Origin of the sequence: Streptomyces sp. NPDC087270, assembly GCF_044744625.1 — a bacterium.
Classification (GTDB): domain Bacteria; phylum Actinomycetota; class Actinomycetes; order Streptomycetales; family Streptomycetaceae; genus Actinacidiphila.
In genome coordinates, this window is the sequence record NZ_JBIUYR010000003.1 from 423,229 (window position 1) to 438,533 (window position 15,305).

Annotated in this window: 17 protein-coding genes and 2 pseudogenes; 10 read left to right on the forward strand and 9 right to left on the reverse strand. The window is 69.7% G+C overall.

Annotated features, from left to right (window positions below):
• Positions 1-33: 33 nt before the first annotated feature.
• Positions 34-519 (reverse strand): hypothetical protein, encoded by a 486-nt coding sequence (locus tag ACIPAE_RS08720; RefSeq protein ID WP_402443832.1) that lies wholly within the window; start codon positions 517-519, stop codon positions 34-36.
• On the opposite strand from ACIPAE_RS08720, the gene ACIPAE_RS08725 reads away from it, so the two are divergent.
• Both ACIPAE_RS08725 and ACIPAE_RS08730 read left to right on the forward strand, forming a co-directional pair.
• On the forward strand, positions 497-1,342 hold the full coding sequence (locus ACIPAE_RS08725; protein WP_402443834.1) for an MAB_1171c family putative transporter: 846 nt from the start codon (positions 497-499) through the stop codon (positions 1,340-1,342). The two genes, ACIPAE_RS08720 and ACIPAE_RS08725, sit on opposite strands and share 23 nt — an antisense overlap.
• A gap of 357 nt (positions 1,343-1,699) precedes the next feature.
• A complete protein-coding gene (locus ACIPAE_RS08730; protein WP_402443836.1) occupies positions 1,700-3,184 on the forward strand; it encodes an oxidoreductase in 1,485 nt (494 codons plus the stop codon).
• On the opposite strand, the gene ACIPAE_RS08735 is transcribed toward ACIPAE_RS08730, so the two are convergent.
• From ACIPAE_RS08735 to ACIPAE_RS08745, 3 genes are all read right to left on the reverse strand, one after another.
• Entirely contained in the window at positions 3,181-4,269 is a 1,089-nt protein-coding gene (locus ACIPAE_RS08735; RefSeq protein ID WP_402443837.1) for an IS630 family transposase, read from the reverse strand. The genes ACIPAE_RS08730 and ACIPAE_RS08735 overlap by 4 nt on opposite strands.
• A gap of 42 nt (positions 4,270-4,311) precedes the next feature.
• A complete protein-coding gene (locus ACIPAE_RS08740) occupies positions 4,312-4,830 on the reverse strand; it encodes a hypothetical protein (protein ID WP_402443839.1) in 519 nt (172 codons plus the stop codon).
• 213 nt (positions 4,831-5,043) lie between these two features.
• Complete coding sequence (locus tag ACIPAE_RS08745; protein WP_402443841.1) at positions 5,044-6,009, reverse strand: SMI1/KNR4 family protein; 966 nt, start codon at positions 6,007-6,009, stop codon at positions 5,044-5,046.
• 118 nt (positions 6,010-6,127) lie between these two features.
• Between ACIPAE_RS08745 and ACIPAE_RS08750 the strand changes: the two genes are divergently transcribed.
• Together ACIPAE_RS08750 and ACIPAE_RS08755 are read left to right on the forward strand one after the other, a co-directional pair.
• The gene (locus ACIPAE_RS08750; protein WP_402443843.1) at positions 6,128-6,526 is read left to right on the forward strand and encodes a transposase; all 399 of its coding nucleotides are present in this window, start codon (positions 6,128-6,130) and stop codon (positions 6,524-6,526) included.
• Between the two features lie 58 nt (positions 6,527-6,584).
• The gene (locus ACIPAE_RS08755; RefSeq protein WP_329372924.1) at positions 6,585-6,929 is read left to right on the forward strand and encodes a hypothetical protein; all 345 of its coding nucleotides are present in this window, start codon (positions 6,585-6,587) and stop codon (positions 6,927-6,929) included.
• 10 nt (positions 6,930-6,939) lie between these two features.
• On the opposite strand, the gene ACIPAE_RS08760 is transcribed toward ACIPAE_RS08755, so the two are convergent.
• Both ACIPAE_RS08760 and ACIPAE_RS08765 read right to left on the reverse strand, forming a co-directional pair.
• Positions 6,940-7,095, reverse strand: coding sequence for a hypothetical protein (locus ACIPAE_RS08760; RefSeq protein WP_402443845.1), 156 nt, complete (start codon positions 7,093-7,095; stop codon positions 6,940-6,942).
• A 100-nt stretch (positions 7,096-7,195) separates the two neighbouring features.
• On the reverse strand, positions 7,196-7,687 hold the full coding sequence (locus tag ACIPAE_RS08765; RefSeq protein WP_402443847.1) for a hypothetical protein: 492 nt from the start codon (positions 7,685-7,687) through the stop codon (positions 7,196-7,198).
• Between the two features lie 98 nt (positions 7,688-7,785).
• On the opposite strand from ACIPAE_RS08765, the pseudogene ACIPAE_RS08770 reads away from it, so the two are divergent.
• A pseudogene (locus tag ACIPAE_RS08770) lies at positions 7,786-8,232 on the forward strand (tyrosine-type recombinase/integrase); the annotation flags it as partial.
• Between the two features lie 490 nt (positions 8,233-8,722).
• Here the strand turns inward: ACIPAE_RS08770 and ACIPAE_RS08775 are convergent.
• A complete protein-coding gene (locus tag ACIPAE_RS08775) occupies positions 8,723-9,313 on the reverse strand; it encodes a TetR/AcrR family transcriptional regulator (protein ID WP_402443849.1) in 591 nt (196 codons plus the stop codon).
• 144 nt (positions 9,314-9,457) lie between these two features.
• Between ACIPAE_RS08775 and ACIPAE_RS08780 the strand changes: the two genes are divergently transcribed.
• The 4 genes and pseudogenes from ACIPAE_RS08780 to ACIPAE_RS08795 all read left to right on the forward strand — a co-directional run bounded on the left by ACIPAE_RS08780 (position 9,458) and on the right by ACIPAE_RS08795 (position 12,413).
• Positions 9,458-10,192, forward strand: a complete 735-nt coding sequence (locus ACIPAE_RS08780; RefSeq protein WP_402443851.1) for an SDR family NAD(P)-dependent oxidoreductase — start codon at positions 9,458-9,460, stop codon at positions 10,190-10,192.
• Positions 10,193-10,225: 33 nt separating this feature from the next.
• Positions 10,226-10,849, forward strand: a complete 624-nt coding sequence (locus ACIPAE_RS08785) for an NADPH-dependent F420 reductase (RefSeq protein WP_402443853.1) — start codon at positions 10,226-10,228, stop codon at positions 10,847-10,849.
• Between the two features lie 239 nt (positions 10,850-11,088).
• A pseudogene (locus ACIPAE_RS08790) lies at positions 11,089-11,322 on the forward strand (ergot alkaloid biosynthesis protein); the annotation flags it as partial.
• A 518-nt stretch (positions 11,323-11,840) separates the two neighbouring features.
• Positions 11,841-12,413: a hypothetical protein gene (locus ACIPAE_RS08795; protein ID WP_402443855.1), complete on the forward strand. Its 573-nt coding sequence runs from the start codon at positions 11,841-11,843 to the stop codon at positions 12,411-12,413.
• On the opposite strand, the gene ACIPAE_RS08800 is transcribed toward ACIPAE_RS08795, so the two are convergent.
• Positions 12,352-12,885 carry a transposase family protein gene (locus tag ACIPAE_RS08800; RefSeq protein ID WP_402443971.1) on the reverse strand — a complete coding sequence of 178 codons (534 nt, stop codon included), beginning with the start codon at positions 12,883-12,885 and terminating at the stop codon, positions 12,352-12,354. The genes ACIPAE_RS08795 and ACIPAE_RS08800 overlap by 62 nt on opposite strands.
• Before the next feature lie 874 nt (positions 12,886-13,759).
• Positions 13,760-13,951: a hypothetical protein gene (locus ACIPAE_RS08805; protein ID WP_402443857.1), complete on the reverse strand. Its 192-nt coding sequence runs from the start codon at positions 13,949-13,951 to the stop codon at positions 13,760-13,762.
• 464 nt (positions 13,952-14,415) lie between these two features.
• On the opposite strand from ACIPAE_RS08805, the gene ACIPAE_RS08810 reads away from it, so the two are divergent.
• The gene (locus tag ACIPAE_RS08810; protein WP_329372908.1) at positions 14,416-15,105 is read left to right on the forward strand and encodes a biliverdin-producing heme oxygenase; all 690 of its coding nucleotides are present in this window, start codon (positions 14,416-14,418) and stop codon (positions 15,103-15,105) included.
• Positions 15,106-15,305: the final 200 nt, after the last annotated feature.

A 15,305-nucleotide genomic window follows, 5' to 3' on the forward strand; every position in this document is an offset into this window, starting at 1 on the left:
CACCGCAGGGCGAGGCGGCCCGGGCTCAGCAGCTCAGGGGTCGGCCGGCTCTTCGCAGTCCTCCATCAGCACGATCACGCGGAGTCTGTCGCTGCGTGCGGGCCGGAGGGCGACCGTGCGGACCGCGACCTCGCGGCCCTGGTGATACGGGAGCTTGAGCCTGCGCAGAGCGCCATCGCCGTGGTCGACCATCTCCCGCCGGTCCCAGATCCTTCGCGCCGCCGCCGACCCTGCGAGGATCTCTCGCTCCAGACGCCGCAGGGCTTCGTTCTTCGGGTGGTTGCCCCCCTCATACCGGATCTGCCCCAAGTACGGGCGAGCCCAGTCGCGTTCCCAGTCCACGAGCTGCTCGCGAGCCTCAGGGCTGAGAAACGTCCACCGCATCTGATTGCCCGCACGAACCGCACCGGGAAGCCACAGTCGCGCGGGCTCGTTGTGGCCGACCATGTTCCACGCCACGTCCGTCACCACGGCGGGGTCAGGTGCCTGGTTGTCGATGAACCCCGCGGTGGCCTTCACCTTCAACTCACCGCGGGTCGCAAACTCCGTCGGAGCGATCGTGCCGCACCTGGACCGGTTGCTGAGCAACTGCGCCTCGCTGGCCGCTGCCACCGCTGTCCTGGCCGTGTGCTTCCAGCTCGACCTCGAACCGGCAGAGGCAGGACATCGAGTTCGGCTGAGCCTGGAACTCCTCGCCGCGACGGCCCTCGGGATGGCGGTGCTGTTCACGTACGAGCGGATGATCGGCCCCTCTCCGCAGGTGCACGCGCTCCACTTGCTCCTGTTCATCGTCTACCTCGGCTTCGCCATCATCGACTTCGCCCAGCAGACCCTGCGACAGTCGAGGACAACCCGCCGAAGGAGCGTCCGGCTAGGCCTCCGCCTGACCGCGGCCGGCTGCGCCTTCGCCCTGATGTACACCGCGTACAAGCTGACCGTCCTGGTCACCCTGGGCCTGAACCTCCACCCCGTCCCCGACAACACCGACTGCTCCTCGCTGGTCACCACACCCTGCGTCTTCGGCGTGACGTTCCCCGTGCTCTCGATGCTGCTGCTCTGCATCGGCCTCACGCTGCCCGCCGTGGCCTACCCCATCAGCCAAGCCCACCGCCGGCATTGGGAAGTCCGCTCCTTCGACGCGCTCGGCCCGCTCTGGCAAGACCTGTCAGCCGCCATGCCGAAGATCGTGTTGCCCGCCGCACGCCACGACCAGAATCCGGCAGCCGACGACGCGGACTTCCTGCTCCAGCGGCGAGTTGTCGAGATCAGCGACGGCATCCTCGCTCTGCGCCCCTACCGCACTGCGTGTGTCACCGACGACCAGACCCCCGTTGGAGCCTGAGCACATGCCCGAACCAACTCACGATCCTTTAGACGGACATCGCTGCCGCAGGTCAGAGCAGACTCGCAAGCGGCCGCCGAGGGCCGCGACGACCGGGTGCTTGAGCACCATGCTGCCGGAGCGGTTGAACGGATGACTGCCGCGCCCATACCGACCACCAGTAGCTGACCGTGTCCGCGTGAGGGCGTAACTCGGGGTCTAACGCGAGTTCGCTTCCCGCTCAGAAAGGCATTCTTGCAGGTCAGGGAGGAGGCCGACCACCTCGTCCGGACCGCTCCGACGCCTTTCTCCGGCTGCGGCCTCCCAGGGGTGGCCGCGGCAGGCCTGCGGGGTGCTGCCCGAACGTAGGCTGCTCCGGTGCTGACATACGACGAACTGACCGGCCCGGAAAGGGAGTTGTGGGACGCCTTCGCCGAGGGGCGCCATGTGGACCTGCGGCCGGGTGGCGGCGGCGGTGAGGACGTGGGCCGCGGAGACGAGTGGGGCCCCGAACGCACGGTGCGGGCCGAGGCGTTGACCACGCTTCTGCTGGGACGGGGCAGCGGGCTGTCCGGGGGTGTCGCGGCCCTGCGGCTGGCCGGCGCCCGGATCACCGGCGCGCTCGCCTGGGAAGGAGCCGAGATACGCCATCTACTCCACCTCGACGGCTGCCGGCTGGAGCAGAGGGTGCGGCTGGACAGCGCCTCGACGCTCGCGGTCGCCGTGGTCCGCAGCTGGCTGCCCGGGTTCTCGGCGCCCTCGGCCCGGATCGGGGGGCGTCTCGACCTGCGCGGCTCGGTGATCGAGGGACAAGGGCGCAACGCGGTCGAGCTCATCCACGCCCATGTGGCGGGCGGGCTGCGGCTGGACGGTGCCGTGGTGTCGGCGCCGGACGGTGTCGCCGTGTCCGCGGGCGGCATCGTGATGGACGGCGCGGTCATCTGCGAGGACGGCTTCCGCAGCCGCGGAGCGGTGATGTTCCCGGGGGCGCGGCTGTCCGGCGGGCTGTTCATGGGCGGTGCCCGCCTGGAGGCCCCGGGAGGCGTCGCCCTCGGCGCGGACAACGCGCAGGTCTCGGCGATCCGCTGCAACCAGGGGTTCACGGCGGACGGCGGCGTGCACATGCGCGGGGCGCAGATATCCGACCTGCTCTCCTTCGAGGAGGCCGTCCTCGGCGGCTCGCCCCGGTCCCTGGTGGCGACCGGACTGCGCGTCCAGGATCTCGACCTGCGCTGCGCGACCCCACCCGCCGGCTCCCTCGACCTGCGGGGCGTACGCGCCACCTGGGTGCAGGACGACCCCCGCAGCTGGGCGCCCGAGATACAGCTGGAGGGCTTCGCCTACGACTCGATCCGGTCCGAGCCGGACACGGTGGGGGGGAGGCTGGAGTGGATCCGCCGCAATCCCGGGTACTCACCGCAGCCGTACGAGCAACTGGCCGGCCACTACCGCCGGATCGGCCACGACGACGAGGCGCGCCGGACCCTGCTGGCCAAACAGCGCCACCGCCGCCGCCTGCTGCCTCCCTGGAGCCGCTTCTGGGGCTACCTGCTGGACGCCACCGTCGGCTACGGCTACCGCCCCTGGCTGGCCGGTGCCTGGCTCGCCGTGCTGACCGTGCTGGGCGCGCTGGTCTTCGGCACGCACACCCCCAGTCCGGACAAGCCGGGTGAGGGCCCCCCGTTCAACGCCGTGATCTACACGCTCGACCTGCTGATCCCGATCGGCGGCTTCGGCCAGCGCGACGCGTGGCACTGGACCGACGGGGCCCTGCAGGCGGCCACCTACGCGCTGATCGCGATCGGCTGGACGCTGACGACCGCTGTGGTGGCCGGCGTGACCCGCGCACTGAGCAAGAACTAGTGTTCTGAGTCGTTAATCCGTGTGCAGTATGCGGCGAGGGTATCGAGGATGTCGTCGGCGGGTTTCGTCCAGACGAACGGCTTGGGGTTCTTGTTCCACTCGTTGATCCAGCCGCGGATGTCCCGTTCGAGTTCGACGATGCTGCGGTGCGCCGAGCGGCGGAGTTTGCGGCAGGTCAGCTCGGCGAACCAGCGCTCGACGAGGTTGAGCCAGGACGCGGAGGTGGGGGTGAAGTGCAGGTGGAAGCGGGGGTGCCGGAGCAGCCACTTCTTGACCGGCTCGGTCTTGTGGGTGGCGTAGTTGTCCAGTACCAGGTGGAGTTCGAGGTGCTGGAGGACGGCTGCGTCGATGACCTTCAAGAAGCGGAGGAACTCCTGGTGGCGGTGGCGGCGGTAGTGCTGGGCGATGACCGAGCCGGAGGTGATGTCCAGGGCGGCGAACAGGCTGGTCGTGCCGTGCCGGACGTAGTCGTGTGTCATCTTCGCCGGCACGGTCGGCGCCATCGGCAGGACCGGCTGGGTGCGGTCCAGGGCCTGTATCTGTGACTTCTCGTCCACCGCCAGGACCAGGGCGTTCTCCGGCGGTGACAGGTAGATGCCCACCACGTCGCGGACCTTGGTCACGAACTGCGGGTCGGTCGACAGCTTCCAGGTCTCCACGATGTGCGGCGTGAGGCCGAACGCCCGCCAGATCCGCGAGACGGCCGACTGCGACATGCCCGCCGCCTGGGCCATCGAACGTGTCGACCAGTGCGAGTCACCCGCTGGTGGCGACTGGTCCAGTGTCCTGGAGACCAGGGCTTCGACCTGCTCGTCCGTGATCGTTCGCGGGGCTCCCGAACGTGGCCGGTCCACCAGGCCCTCCAGCCGGTCCGCGACGAACCGGGCCCGCCACTTGCGCACCGTCTCCCGGGAAACACCCAGGCCATCCGCGATCTGCGCGTTCGGCCGGCCCTCCGCGCACGCCAGCACGATCCTCGACCGCAGCACCAGTGCCTGAGAGGCGGTCTGCTTGCGCAACCAGCCCCGCAGCACGCGGCGTTCGTGATCGGACAGCTCCAACGGCAAAGGCTTCGGACCAGGCACCGACTCGCCTTACAACCGCAAGAGAACTAACGACTCAGGACACTAGTTGCGTCGGTGCTGGGGGTGTTGACCGAAGTCGGTAAGCAAAGTGGCGGCCAGCGGGTTCCAGGCAAGGACGTCCATGGTGTCGGTCAGTACCAGGGCGGGGCAGGTGGTGAGCTGGTCGAGGAGCCGGCGGTTGTACGCGGAGGCTGTCACGGCGGTGGGGGCAGGTGGCTCGGTGGCGGGCACGGGCGGGATGAAAGGGGTCTCGGGGGTGCCGAAGAGCTGGTTGAGTTGGTCGCGGAAGGTGTTCAGGCGCAGGTTGACCGACCCGTACAGGACGAGGTCGTGTCTGTTGACGCCCTTGTGGCCGAACAGGTGCGTGGGATCGTCGTTGACCGCGTGCAGCAGCGCCACAGCCGGGTGGACGATGTCGAGCACGACCCATTCGGCTTGCTCACCGGTGAGCTTGCGGCCCTTGAGGCCCCTGCCGCGCAGCTTGTACCGCAGCCGGCCGTCGGGGCCGGGCTCGGTGAGTTCGCGGACTACTGGCGGGAGGGGGTTATTCCGACCGTGCACTATCCCCTCATTGATCTCGGGTTTGGTGCGGCAGGGGCTCGGTAACTCGGCCACTACGACCCATGCCGCCCACGTCCTCCTCCCCGTTGCTGACCGCACCGCCTTCGTCGGACCGCTGATGAGGACGGTAGAAAGCGACCAGGGTTGCTGCCCGCCTCAGTTCGTCCGGTGTTGAACGGGTGGGGGTCGGCGGGAAGCGATCGGAGTGGTTACTTAGCGGTCCCAGCTTTCGAAGTGGTGGCTGTCCAGCAGATAGCTCGGCGCAAAGCCGAGCCCGACATCGGTGAGCAGGCGGACGAGGAACTCGTCCAGGCTGCAGTCGAACCGCCGCCACTCTGCGCCGCTGTCCTCACGGACGAGCAGGGGCCAGTCGGATGGGTCGGCCGCGCCCGTCTGCCAGGCGAAGTCGAGTTCCTGCTCGGAACTGCCCCACTGGAGCAGCCCGTGGGGAGCGGGATATGCCGGGTGTGGAGCGAACCGGCCAGTGTTGCCCCTGGACCAGGCGATGAGGTCCAGGACCTGGCCGTTCGGGACGAGAAGGTCGACGTATCCGTCGAAGCTTCCCGGGCCGAACACGTCGATGATCTCCTTGTAGTCCCTGGGCAGGGCGGTGCCCAGCGCAGTCTCCGCTGCCTGCCAGTCGACGGGGGGACGGCCCGTCGACTCCCAGCCGGTGAGCGCGCACAGTCTCTCGGTCCAAGAGCTTGTTGCTGGGAGTCCGGCCCATGCGGGGTCACGGCGGTCCGCGATCACCAGCATCGGCTGTGTCCCGTTGCCGACGGCGATCCGGCCCAGTCCGACCCAGTTGGCCCGATATCCCCAGGCTGCCAACTCCACCAGCTCGTCACCGAACGGCTCCAGCAGCGCAAGGCCCCAGGTCTCGGAAACGGTCGGGTCGACGAAGCGGTCCAGGGCCAGGTTGTGGGGCCGGCCCGCCCACTGGCCCAGCTCAGCCCGGAGGCGGGCCAGCTCGTCCGGGTCCGTGCCCTGGGGAAGCCGGAGGACCGTTGGTCGCTCCTGACGGTCCAGGCGGCGGCTGTTTAGCAGACCCTGGACTGTTGCGACGAGGTCGGCGTCTGGCTGCTCTGTCGTCGGCGGCATCGGGCCAGTCAACACCAGAAGAGTGGGGAACCAACACCAGCAAGTTGATGCACCTACCAGCGCCACCAGCGTCATCACCCTGCGCACTCTGGCGGGTCTCAGTGGCTGTTGTCGTTCCGATCTTGAGTGGTGCTGCTCGAACAGGGGTCTCGTTCGGCTGATCGCGGCGGGCGCCAGACATGAAAGCAGGGGCGCTGTGGTCGACACCCTCGGCCTGCTGCTTGCCGTGATGGTCACCCCCGCGGACACCGGCGACCGCGCCGCCGCGCAGACCCTGCTCGCGCGGGTCACCGAGGCACACCACCGGCTGGAAATGGTCTGGGCCGACGGCGGCTACACCGGCGGCATCATCACCCACTGCCTCACCGCCCTTGCCCTGGTCCTGGCGATCGTCAAACGCAGCGACGACATGCGCGGCTTCGCGGTGCTGCCCAAGCGGTGGATCGTCGAACGGTTCTTTGCCCACCTGATGCGCACCCGGCGCCTGGTGCGCGACTTCGAGCGGACCACCAGCAGCGCCGAGGCGATGATCTACTGGTCAATGTCCCTCCTCATGACCCGCCGCCTTGCCGGGCCACGCCCTTCGCAAGCGTGAACCGGTCCGGTACTGGGGCTTGTGACCAAAGCCATCCGGCGCCTGCGATCATTCGCACATGAGCTACGACCTGGCCGTCTGGCACCGAGAGCAACCGAGCGACGACGAAGCCGGCGCTGTCTTCGACGAGCTCTACGACCGCTACTTCGAATCGGAAGACGCGATCACCGAACCGTCGCCGCGTATCGAGGCCTACGTCGAGGCACTCGTCGAACGGTATCCGGACGATGTCGCCGGCAGCCCCTGGGCGTCACCGCCCGTCATCGACGAGGCATCGGGCCCGATCGTCTATCTGCTCATGTCTTACAGCAGAGCGGAGGAAGTCTCCGAGTACGCAGCCGCCCTGGCACGCGAGCACGGGCTCGTCTGCTACGACCCCCAGGCTGAAACCCTGCGGGTCTGACGATCGCCGTTCACCATCCATCGCCTTGTCCGGCCACACCCTGCGAGAGCGAGAACCGACCAGGCACCGGCTCGACCAGCCACCCCCGGGCCACCATCCGCTTCGCCTTCGACCGCAGCGCCTCCACCTTCGTCGGCACCACCTCCAGGCCGAAGCAGACGGCCATCTCCTGACACGAGAGCGGACCTTGGCCATCTCGGTCGCGGTCGACAAGGACTCGCAGGAGGCGTTGGTAATCCACCGACAGCGCCGACCGGAACAACTTCTCAGGCCCGCGGGGGCGCCAACCACTGTTCTGCGCGGCCCTGCTTGTCGGAGTCTCCAGAGCGGCGGGCGTGCGCCAGCAACCGGTCACGCAGCGGTTCGGGCAGGCCGGCAACGTCGCGCTTCTGGCGCGGGCGGGTCTTCCAGCCCACCAGATGCCGCACGGCCCCGGCGTCGTGCCGCTCCTCGGCCCGCGGATCGGCCAGAGCGGCGATCAGGTCGGCGATCGGCACCCTGCCGAGCAGCTCGCCGGGCACGCCCTCGTGGACGGGGTAGCCGGAGCAGCGCCCGCTGCCGGAGCCGTACCAGTCGAGCAGGGCCAACACCCGCTCCACCGGGTCGGAGTCCCCGGAGGCGGGGACGCAGTCCCAGTCGGTGACCACGGTTCCGGTGGCCACGTACGCCTCGTGGGTCGTCACGTCCAGGTCGCCGTCGGCGTCGGTGAACCACCAGATCAACGGGAGCGGTCCGTACCCGGCTTCGTACGCGGCCACCCACTCGATCGTGCCGGTGCCGGAGGCCGGGACGTGACGGATTGGACCGCCGGCGTGCTCGCGGCAGAAGCGGTCGAGGTCGTCGGGGATGTTCTGGAGAGCAGCAGGAACGCGAAGCGTGGGGCGAGGGCTGGCAGGGCTCGGGGTGGATCTTCACCCAGGAGGACGGCTATCTCCTCCACCCCGGCAAGGTCAGCGACCTCTTCGGACGCCTCGTGGAAACCGCCGGCCTGCCGCCGATCCGCCTCCACGACCTGCGCCGCGTCGCCGCCACCCTCATGCTCGCGGCCGGGATCGACGTCAAGGCCGTCTCCGAGACCCTCGGCCACTCCGACACCCGCATCACCCGCGACACCTACCAGTCCGTCTTGGACGACCTCGCCCGCGACGCCGCAGAGAAGGTCACCCAGCTCGTACCTCACACCCGTAAAACCCTCACCGCCGTCAAGCAGGAGCCAGTCGCCGGCACCCACAGACCCCGAAGACGCGATCCGCACACCCGTCGGCCTGCGGGACGACGACGCCGCACCACCTCGACGGGTTGAACGAACTTCGCTGCCGCCCCACCACTACAGCCCCTTCCCGTGGGCGGCCACTGTCGAGCCTTCAGGAACCCGATTACCTGCTGGCCATCCCTGCCAGGCAGAGGAGGGCCGCTGTCAGCACCTGCAGGCCTGCCCTCTCTGGCCGTTGCAGACCGGCCTCTGAAACGGGTCCACCGGGCACCTGAACAACCCCACACCATCTCCCTGCAGTTCGTCCGCAGCCCGGCCACCGCCGTTGCGCGCTCCCTGCACGAATGGCCACCGGTCGGCCACCGGCGACTACCAGACGGCGTGCCGAGAGGAATCCGAAGGCGGCCCCGTGAGCGAGGAAAAGCAAGGTCTCGTGGAGCCGCCCGGCCAGTTCCGTAAAAGCCAGTAGATCCAGGCCAGGCGCCGGGCGGCTGGTGTCGTGTACCAGCGGATGCAGCAGCGTGACCGGCAACGAGTTCAGCCCGGCCGGAGCGCCAGGTCAACTCGGCGCTTCTTCCCGTCAGCGGTCGTGGCCCGCAGGGGTGGGGATGGCGTTGTCGATGAGGACGGCGGCGATGGCGGCGGCGGTGGGGAAGGCGTCGGCGTTGAGGACCCGGGTGCGGGCCCCGGCGCCGTCGAGGAGTAGCGCGAGTTGCTCGCCGAGCTGTTCGGGGTCGGCGACGCCGGCTTCGCGGGCGGTGTCGGCGAACCGGGTGGCGACGGCTTTCTTGTAGTCACGCGCGTACTGGGATGCGGGGTGCTGGGCGTCGTGGAGTTCGACGGCGGCGGCGATGTAGGGGCACAGGGGGGTGGTGGGGGGGATGTCGAAGGCGGCGAGGAGCCGTTCGCGGGGTGTGAGGTCGGTGCGGTCGAACACGCCGGACAGGACGGAGGGGTCGAACCGGCGTAGGTACTCGGCGACGAGTTCGTCCTTGCCGTTGAAGTGCTGGTAGGCCGTGCGCTTGGACACCTCGGCCGCCGCGCAGAGCTCGTTCATGCCGGTGCGGTTGATGCCCTGCTCGCGGAAGAGCTGCTGGGACGCGCTGAGGATGCGCTCGCGGGCGCCCCGGCCGCGGCGGCGGCCCGTGGGGCCCTTCTCCAACTCCGTCATGGCATCAGCCTACCGCAGTTAGGTAACGAACGGTGTACATAGTTTGCGCCCCGGCCGCCGCTCCCGTACGGTAAATAAACAGGGCGGTGTACATAACACCGTCGCCCCAGGTGCGCACGGCACCATCGACTCAAGGGAACGACCATGGGAAAGCTCGATGGCAAGGTCGCGGTCATCACCGGCGGCACCACCGGCATGGCGCTGGCCGGCGCGAAGCTGTTCGTTGAAGAGGGAGCGCACGTCTTCATCACCGGCCGCCGTCAGGAGGCCCTGGAAGAGGCCGTGAAGCAGATCGGCCGCAACGTCACCGGCGTCCAGGGTGATGCCGCCGACCTGGACGACCTGGACCGCCTGTACGACACCGTCAAGCGGGAGAAGGGCCGCCTCGATGTGCTGTGGGCCAGCGCCGGCGGGGGCGAGCCCGCCCCGCTTGGCGAGATCACCGAGGCCCAGTTCGACACCTGGTTCGGGCTCAACGCCCGCGGCACCCTGTTCACCGTCCAGAAGGCCCTCCCGCTCTTCAACGACGGCGGCTCCATCCTCATGACCGGCTCCAACGCCTCCCTTGGCGCCTTTCCCGGCTGGAGCGTCTACGCCGGCAGCAAGGCCGTCCAGCAGGCATGGGCCCGTATCTGGCTCAACGAGCTCAAGGACCGCCGGCTCCGCGTCAACGTCCTGACCCCAGGCCAGGTCGCCACCGCCAAGCAGGAAGAACTCTTCGACGAGGCCACCAAGCGCCAGTTCGAGTCCCTCATCCCCCGTGGCCGGATGGGCAGGCCCGACGAAATCGCCACCGCCGCCCTCTTCCTCGCCTCCGACGACTCCAGCTACGTCAACGGCATGGAACTCGTCGCCGACGGCGGCACCACCGCCCTCTGAACCGAACAACCCACACCCAGGGCAGGACATCTCATGAGCAGCATCAGCATCATCGGCACCGGGAACATGGCCCGCACCATCGGCGCGCGTGCGATAGCGGGCGGCAACACCGTCGAGGTCATGGGTCGCGATCAGTCCAAGGCCGTCGACCTGGCCAAGACTCTCGGCGACGGCGCCACGACCGGAGAATGGGGCACCGCCCCGGCCGGAGACATCGTCATCGTGGCCCTGTTGTACGACGGTGTCCTGCCGGCCATCGCCAGGTACGGAGACGCACTCGCGGGCAAGGTCATCGTCGACATCAGCAACCCCTTCAACTCCACCTTCGACGGGCTGGCCCACCGCGAGGAGACCTCGATCGCGCAGGAAGTCGCCAAAGCGGCCCCGGCTGGCGCCGGCGTGGTGAAGGCGTTCAACACGGTCTTCCGGCAAGTCCTGGAGAAGGGCCGGCCCGACGTCTTCCTCGCGGGCGATGACACGCAGGCCAAGGCGAGTGTGGAGGCGTTCATCGAGAGCCTCGGGATGCGCCCGCTGGACGTCGGCGGCCTGAAGATGGCGCACTGGCTGGAAGGAGCGGGCGTGGTCACGGTGGGCCTCGCCAACCACGGGGTGGGGAACACGGACTTCGCCCTCGGCATCACCGAGTTTCCCGTCTGATCAGACAGTTGACGGAACGCCGAAGGGGCTCGTCATGAAGCTTGGTTTCACACTTCCCGTCATCGGGCCCGCTATCAGCAGCGCAGCCGGCCCGAGACGCCATCCGCTTTATCGATGGCGGGGCTGGTCTGGTCGAACAGGGTTCCTGTTCGGGTGATCGCGCGAGGGCCGGCGCATGACAGCAGGGCCTCTTGGTAGGTCGGGGGTGCGAACCAAACCACGACGACGTCGTCACGGCCATCGCCGAGGTCACCGGTCGGCCCGTCGCCCACCGCCGCCTGTCCTACGAGCAGATGCGCGACCGCCTCACGGCGCAGATGCCGGTGGAGTTCGCCGCGATGCTGGCCGGCATGGACCGTGCCATCTCCACGGGGTCGGAGGACCGCGTCACCGACACCGTCCAGCGCCTCACCGGCCGGCCCCCGCGCGCCTTCCGGGCCTTCCTTGAGAGGGAGATGCGATGCGGCAGCTGATGTTCCAGGACGATCAGCAGTTCTGGTTCGAGACCCTGCGCAACCTCGGTCTGGCCGCATACGGAGGCTCGGACGTCGGTGAAGTCGTCGCAACCGCGGTGAGGTGATGGACGTGATCGCGTGGAAGCTCCAGCCCGGATTGCAGCAGGCGTATCTGCCCGAGAAGTACGGAACTGGCGGGGCCTCCACAACCGGTTGCGGAGGTGGGCCGCGGACGGCCCGTGGGGGCGGGGCTTCACCGCGTTGACGGCCCAGGCCGACAGGGCGGATCACGGTCGACGAGCAGGTTCGGTCTCGACCGCCTGCAGCCCGTTCCGCGTGTTCACCGGCAGGGAGTGGGGCCGCGCGGTGCGGGTGTGGTCGTGGGGACAGCGGTGGCAGCACCGGGTCCGGGTCGCCCGAATGACTCTCCCCTGTAGCTGGCGGACGAGCGCGGACGTGTAGTGGAGGTGGTGCGGCCCCACCCAGGCGGGCCGCCATCGCCCCGTCCACGGTGGACGGACTTCCGAGGAGTCATCGTGAAGCACCACACCAGAGCCGCCGCCGCAGTCACCGGAACCCTGCTGGCCCTCGCCGCCGCGACGGCCTGTTCCAGCTCCGGCGATACGGCCCACAGCTCCGCTGCCGCCGCACCGGCCGCCGCTGGGACGCACGCGGCGGACAACGCCGCGAGTTCCAGCTCGGCGACGGTGAGCACCAAGTCGGTGAAACTCGGCAAGATCCTCGTCGACAACAAGGGCATGACCCTCTACCTCTTCCAGGCGGACAAGACCAGCAAGTCCACCTGCAACGGGGCGTGCGCCACCGCGTGGCCGCCGCTCACGGTGACGGGCAAGCCGACCGCCACCGGCGGGGCGCAGAGCAAGCTGCTGTCGACCTCCAAGCGCAGTGACGGCAGCATGCAGGTGACGTACAAGGGCCACCCGCTCTACCGCTTCGCCGGGGACAAGAAGTCCGGCCAGACCAATGGCCAGGGCCTCAACAACTTCGGCGCCAAGTGGTACGTCGTCGGCACCAACGGCAAGCAGATCACCACCAAGCCGTCCTCGCAGCCCTCCTCCTCCACCTCCGGCGGTGGCGGAGGCTACTGAGCCACGCTGCAGCAGGTCTTCGTCGGCGTCCTCGACAGGCCGTTCCCATCGAGGACGGATGTTGGCGCTTCAACGAGGCGCCATCGCCGGCACGGCCGTGCGTCACCGGCGGCGCGTCCTTGGGCAGCGCGGCCTCGGCCGCGGCCGTGAACGCGGTGTTCGCCACCGGCCACGGCACCTCCAAGCCGCGCGTGGCCCGCACCGCAGTCCGTCCTCGGTCGGCGACCGCTTCCCCGACCGAGGTACGCGGCCGCGAGGTCGACCGCGACCGCGGTGGGATCGACGGCAGCGCCTCGGTGAACGTCTTGCGCCGGCACCGCTCGTCGACGCACCGCCATCGGCGCTCGGTCCACGTCACACAGGTTCGCCGCCCGGCCACGGGCAGGTCCCGCGGACGAGTGCGTACCCAGCGGTGCGGCCACCCGGACCGCACCCCGTCGTGGGGGCACGCGCCGCGGGTGAGCGTAGCCATGCGCGGCCGGAGTTCGACGAGCCTCTCGCGCCCTTCGAAGGGCACGGACAGTCCCACGCCCCCTCCACCGCGGCGGCGCTCTCGTCCGGCTGCGGCGGAAGCGTCGGGTTGTCGGACTTGGGTGGCGATGGGCCGGGTCGGGGCGACCGTGATGATGGCGCTCGAATGCCGGCCTCGTTCGGGCCGGTGGCCCAGGTGTAGGTCGTGCGGTTTCCTTCTGTTGGGGTGACGCGGCAGCGCTGCCGCTGTCCGGACGGCACGGTGTGACCTGGTTCCGGAACCCGGTCGCGAGGCCGCGTGCGGCTTCGGCGAGCATCGACGTGTCGTTGCTCAGCATCACGAAGTCGCAGCCCTCGCGCACCGCTTGAGCGGCCCGGTCGGGTACCGACCCGAAGGCCAGGCCCGCACTTGTACGCGACGCGGAGGTTCTGGGCCCGGAGAGGTCTTGGCGGACCTGGGCGTGCGGGTGGTGCACCAGTGGGACTTCGTGGAGACGGCGCGGCCACTGGTGGCCGACCTGTCAGCGGCGGCCGGCGAGACGGTGTCCCTCGGGGCGCTCCGGCAGAGCGACGTGCTTGTCGTCGCCGCGGTCGGGTCCGAGCAGATGGTTCGCATCGCGGGCCTGGTCTGTCCAGTCCCGCATCGAGGGCCGCATCGAGGGCCGCGTCGAGCCCCGCGTCCACCCGGCCACTGGCGAGGCGGACCTTGCGCACCGGGCAGGCGTCGCACGTACACGACAGGTCAGCCGTGAGCCGGCCCCGAGCGGGCGGAAGGCCCGTCGCACGGCAGACGATCACCGGACGAGCCGAACCCTCGGTCTCCTGGGACCGGGGCGTGCGGACGGGTGTCGCCCACACGCCCCGGTCCGGGTCGGTCAGTTGACGGCGGCGAAGGACTCCGTGTGGAAGGAGCCGCCGCCGTTGTCCGCGGTGAACTGCTCCTGGGTGGAGGTGACGACGCCGTGCTGTCCGCCGTCGTCCGCGGTGGCGGCGTGGGCAGCGGTGGCGCCGAGCAGGAGGCAGGCAGCGGCAAGGACTGTCGCCGCGGTGGTCCGGTGGATACGCATGGAAGGACTCCCTGTCGCGGATGTCTCGGGGGCTGGAGAACCCATTCACCCAATCCCGGCAGCGACCGCGGAACCGAGACACCCCCCACACGTCCGGTCCAGTGAGGCCAACCACCTGATTGCCGCGGGTGGCTGGGCCCGCGTGCGACCTACCCCAAACGCACCCGACGCCCGCGCAACGCCGACAGCCGCCGCTACGCCAACGCCCGGCACCACCCCGTCGAACTCAGGCGCAGCGGCGCCGCGTTGGCCCGTGTCGCCGCGCACCCGACCGACCGGGTCGGGGCCCGGCGCTCGCTGCCCGCCGGGCGGGTGCGCGTCCTCCGCCCGTAGCCCTCATCCCGCCAGGGCGCGGGCACGACACCGAACGAGTGACGATCCGAATGGTCGGCTCTGGCGAGCGGTATAGGTGAAGTACGCGTCGCGGCGAAGGCACCCGGCGCCGGACGACCGTGGAGGACGCTGTGGAGCCGAACTCCGTACCGAAGGGTACTGAGCGCTCGGCGCTCCTGTCGGGGCTGATGCGGGTCGCGATGCGGGCCGAGCACGACAAGACCCGCCAGTCGCCGTTCATGGACGACCTTCTCGGGGGTCGGCTGGACGCGGAGGCCTTCACCGCCCTGTCCCGCCAGCTCTGGTTCGTCTACCGCGAACTGGAGGCCGCCGCACAGGTGCTGAGCGATCATCCGCTGGTGGGACCGCTGGTGGACCCCGGGTTGTCGCGGGTCGCCGCGTTGGAGCGCGACCTGGCACACCTTGACGGGCCCCACTGGAGGCGGACCCTGGTGCCGGTTCCCGCGACCCGCGTCTACTGCGCACGGATCGCCGAGGTCACCCGCAGTTGGCCGGCCGGGTACGTGGCCCACCACTACACCCGCTACATGGGCGACCTCGCCGGCGGCCAGATCGTCCGCAACCTCGCCGCCACGGCCTGGGGCCACACCCATGAGGGCGCGCTCTTCTACCACTTCGACCACATCCCCGATCCCCGCGCCTACCGGCGCCGATACCGAGCCGTCCTGGACGAGCTGCCCGTGGCCGGCGACGAGCCCCCTCGGATCGCCCGTGAGGTCACCCACGCCTTCCATCTCAACAACGCGATGTTCGTCGACCTGGCCGCGGACCACGTCCGCGCGGAGCCCGCCGACCGCTGACCGCTCACTACTGACCGCTCACCGCTGACCGGTGCCCCGTGGACCGACCCCGGTCCGCGCCCACGGTGGTCCGATTCCCCCGGCACACGCATGCTCCCGTCCACCGCTTCCCGCCACCCCCGGGAGAAGGAAGAGCCGCACGTACGGTGCAGCCGGGACACCGTGCCGTGAGACCGAGCCGTCGGCGTCGTTTCCGGACG

Excerpts from the sequence above, each read along its gene's own strand:
- ACIPAE_RS08725 (WP_402443834.1), top strand. The coding sequence starts at position 497 with ATGAACCCCGCGGTGGCCTTCACCTTCAACTCACCGCGGGTCGCAAAC.
- ACIPAE_RS08755 (WP_329372924.1), top strand. The coding sequence starts at position 6,585 with ATGAGCTACGACCTGGCCGTCTGGCACCGAGAGCAACCGAGCGACGAC.
- ACIPAE_RS08760 (WP_402443845.1), bottom strand. The coding sequence starts at position 7,095 with ATGGCCGTCTGCTTCGGCCTGGAGGTGGTGCCGACGAAGGTGGAGGCG.
- ACIPAE_RS08775 (WP_402443849.1), bottom strand. The coding sequence starts at position 9,313 with ATGACGGAGTTGGAGAAGGGCCCCACGGGCCGCCGCCGCGGCCGGGGC.
- ACIPAE_RS08780 (WP_402443851.1), top strand. The coding sequence starts at position 9,458 with ATGGGAAAGCTCGATGGCAAGGTCGCGGTCATCACCGGCGGCACCACC.
- ACIPAE_RS08785 (WP_402443853.1), top strand. The coding sequence starts at position 10,226 with ATGAGCAGCATCAGCATCATCGGCACCGGGAACATGGCCCGCACCATC.
- ACIPAE_RS08800 (WP_402443971.1), bottom strand. The coding sequence starts at position 12,885 with ATGGCTACGCTCACCCGCGGCGCGTGCCCCCACGACGGGGTGCGGTCC.
- ACIPAE_RS08805 (WP_402443857.1), bottom strand. The coding sequence starts at position 13,951 with ATGCGTATCCACCGGACCACCGCGGCGACAGTCCTTGCCGCTGCCTGC.